This window comes from Acidiphilium iwatense (assembly GCF_021556475.1).
GTDB classification, from domain to species: Bacteria; Pseudomonadota; Alphaproteobacteria; order Acetobacterales; family Acetobacteraceae; genus Acidiphilium; species Acidiphilium iwatense.
Genome location: NZ_JAKGBZ010000117.1, coordinates 1 through 2,599 on the forward strand (window position 1 = coordinate 1; position 2,599 = coordinate 2,599).

General features: G+C 62.4%; 3 protein-coding genes. All 3 read left to right on the forward strand.

Features of this window, described 5'->3' with window-relative positions:
• Nucleotides 1-86: 86 nt before the first annotated feature.
• Genes tnpA through tnpC form a run of 3 tightly spaced genes read left to right on the forward strand, consistent with a single transcriptional unit; the run spans nucleotide 87 to nucleotide 2,523 of the window.
• Nucleotides 87-554, forward strand: coding sequence for an IS66-like element accessory protein TnpA (gene tnpA / locus L2A60_RS20215; RefSeq protein WP_235706255.1), 468 nt, complete (start codon nucleotides 87-89; stop codon nucleotides 552-554).
• Nucleotides 535-888: an IS66 family insertion sequence element accessory protein TnpB gene (gene tnpB / locus L2A60_RS20220; RefSeq protein WP_235706256.1), complete on the forward strand. Its 354-nt coding sequence runs from the start codon at nucleotides 535-537 to the stop codon at nucleotides 886-888. Before tnpA ends, tnpB begins: the two co-directional genes overlap by 20 nt.
• A gap of 57 nt (nucleotides 889-945) precedes the next feature.
• Nucleotides 946-2,523, forward strand: coding sequence for an IS66 family transposase (gene tnpC / locus L2A60_RS20225; RefSeq protein WP_235706258.1), 1,578 nt, complete (start codon nucleotides 946-948; stop codon nucleotides 2,521-2,523).
• The last annotated feature ends 76 nt before the right edge of the window (nucleotides 2,524-2,599 follow it).

Sequence of the window (2,599 nt, forward strand, 5' to 3'; positions counted from 1 at the left end):
GTAAGCGCGCATTTCTCGGCACCTTGGCGTGAGGGAGGGCGTGTGATCGGGTTGTGTCCATTATTTCGGGTAGTGGACACAGGCGAATGGACGGGAAGCTTCGGGTCATCAAAGTGCTTGGGAACGGCAAGCGCCGATTTGATCCCGCAGACAAGGACCGGTTGATCGATGCCTGCCTTGAACCTGGCGTTTCGCTTGCCAGGCTTGCCTTGGAACACGGTGTGAACGCCAACCAACTGCGCAATTGGGTCTCCCTGCGGAGGCGCCGAGGGGAGAAAGAGCAAGGGCCGCGCAAGGTGGCGGGATACGAGGCAGCAGCCTTCATTCCGGTTGTCGAGGCCACTTCGGTCATGACGTCGTCTCCCGTGCATGGCGGGCTCGTGATCGGGCGAGAGGGTGAGCCGGTTGGTCCTGTCCGGCAAAGATCGTCCCGGGCACGGTTGAAAGTGTCGATGCCGAACGGAGTGAGGCTTGAACTGGAAGGCGGCGACGCGCAGTTGCTGTCGGCGATGATCGAGGCGCTGGGCCGATGCGATGTTCCGGCTGGCTCCTGATCTTCGGGTCTACCTGCATCGCGATCCGATCGACTTCAGAGCAGGCATCAACAGCCTGGCGATCTTGGTCGAGCAGTCGATGGGACTGAACCCTCTCGAGCGTGCGGTGTTCGCCTTTTGCAATCGCCGCCGCGACCGGATGAAGCTTTTGTTTTATGACCGCTCGGGATTTTTGATGCTGTTGAAACGCCTCGAGGTGGACAAGTTCCACTGGCCCCGGCGCCAACTGCCGGTGCTGACGCTGACGACGGAGCAATTGCACTGGCTGCTGGAGGGGATCGACATCGAGGCGGTTCGCCGGCATCCGGAGCGGCATTATCGCAGCGTCGGTTGATGGTGCCTGCGCTCTGCCTCCATTGACGAAGCGCCGCCGGTTCGATTCAAGCATGCGATGCGTCGCACGCCCACCATCGAGGAACTGCAAGCGCTGGTCGCGGCCAACGCGGCGCTGAAGGCTGAGATCGAGAAGCTCACGCAACACGTGCTGGATCTCGAGGAACAGTTGCGTCTGGAGCGGCTGCACCGTTACGCGCCCCGAAGCGAAAAACTCAAGGAGCGCGTCTTCAACGAAGCCGAGCAGGCAGCCGCTGAAGTGGCGCAAGATATCGATAGCGAGGCGGTCGTTCCGGACACGGGGTTGCCGGAGGCGCCGGCGCCGGAACCTGGCAAGCGGGGCCGCAAGCCTCTGCCCGAGGATCTGCCGCGCGAGCGCGTCGAGCATGACCTGCCCGAGGATCAAAAGGTCTGCCCCTGCTGCCGCAACCGGCTGCACCGGATGGGCGAGGTTACCAGCGAGCAACTGCATATCGAAGTGAAGGCGAAGGTGCTGCGGCATGTGCGGTTCAAATATGCCTGTCGGCACTGCGAGCGCACAGCGGTGAACACCCCGGTCGTGGTGGCGCCGATGCCGGCTCAGCCCTTGCCGGGCAGCGTTGCCACGCCCTCCACGCTTGCCTTGGTGCTGGCCAGCAAATATGGGGACGGCATGCCGCTTTATCGTCTGGCGGACGCGCTGACGCGCGCCAACGTCAGCCTCAGCCGCGGCACTCTGGGCAACTGGGTGATCCGCTCGTGCGAACTGCAGCTGCAGCGCGTCTATGACGCCTTGAAGCAAAAGCTGCGTTCTCAGCCCTTGATCCATGGCGACGAGACTTTTGTTCAGGTTCTCAAGGAAGACGGCCGGGACGCAAAGGACAAGTCCTTCATGTGGGCCTATCGCAGCGGCCAGGACAGCGAACAGCCGGTCGTGCTGTTCGAGTATCAGCCCGGGCGCGGCCAGGAGTATCCGCAAGCCTTCCTTCCCGGCTATCGCGGCCTTTTGATGAGCGACGGCTATAAAGCCTGGCGCACGCTGGACGGGGCAACCCATCTGGGCTGCATGGTGCATGCGCGCAGGATGTTCACCGATGCACTCAAGGCCAGGAAAAAGCCCGGCGGACCGCCGCTCCAGGCGCTCAACGTCTTCAAGAAACTGTATGAGGTCGAGAGCCTGGCGCGCCAGCCTCCGCCTGACGGAGAAACACGCGCCGAATACACCTTGCGGCTGCGCCAGCGGCACAGCGTGCCGATCCTGGCCGCATTCAGACAATGGCTCGAGGACATGGCACCGAAGGTTCTGCCGCAAAGCTATACCGGCAAGGCCATCTCCTATGCCCTCAATCAATGGGACTATCTGACGCGATACGCCAGCGACGGGCTCGCCCCGATCGACAACAACCTCATCGAGCGCGACATCAGACCCTTTTGCACAGGCAGAAAAAACTGGTTGTTCAGCGACACCGTCGCCGGCGCCAAGGCGAGCGCCGTCGTCTACAGCTTGATGCTGACCTGCCGCGCCTGTTCCGTCGAGCCCTATGCCTGGCTGCGCCATGTGCTAACCGAACTGCCTCGGCGCCTGCCAGACGCCGACATCGAAGATCTCTTGCCCTTCAACTTCGCCAAATCAGGCCAGACTAAAAACACTGCCTGACCCAGACCTATCGGTCGCGCTCCACCGCACGGACAGGACCCCCTCCCAAGGCTGGTGCAGAGAAATGCGCGCTTAC

Coding starts and splice junctions, on each gene's coding strand:
- tnpA (WP_235706255.1), top strand. CDS start 87: ATGGACGGGAAGCTTCGGGTCATCAAAGTGCTTGGGAACGGCAAGCGC.
- tnpB (WP_235706256.1), top strand. CDS start 535: ATGTTCCGGCTGGCTCCTGATCTTCGGGTCTACCTGCATCGCGATCCG.
- tnpC (WP_235706258.1), top strand. CDS start 946: ATGCGTCGCACGCCCACCATCGAGGAACTGCAAGCGCTGGTCGCGGCC.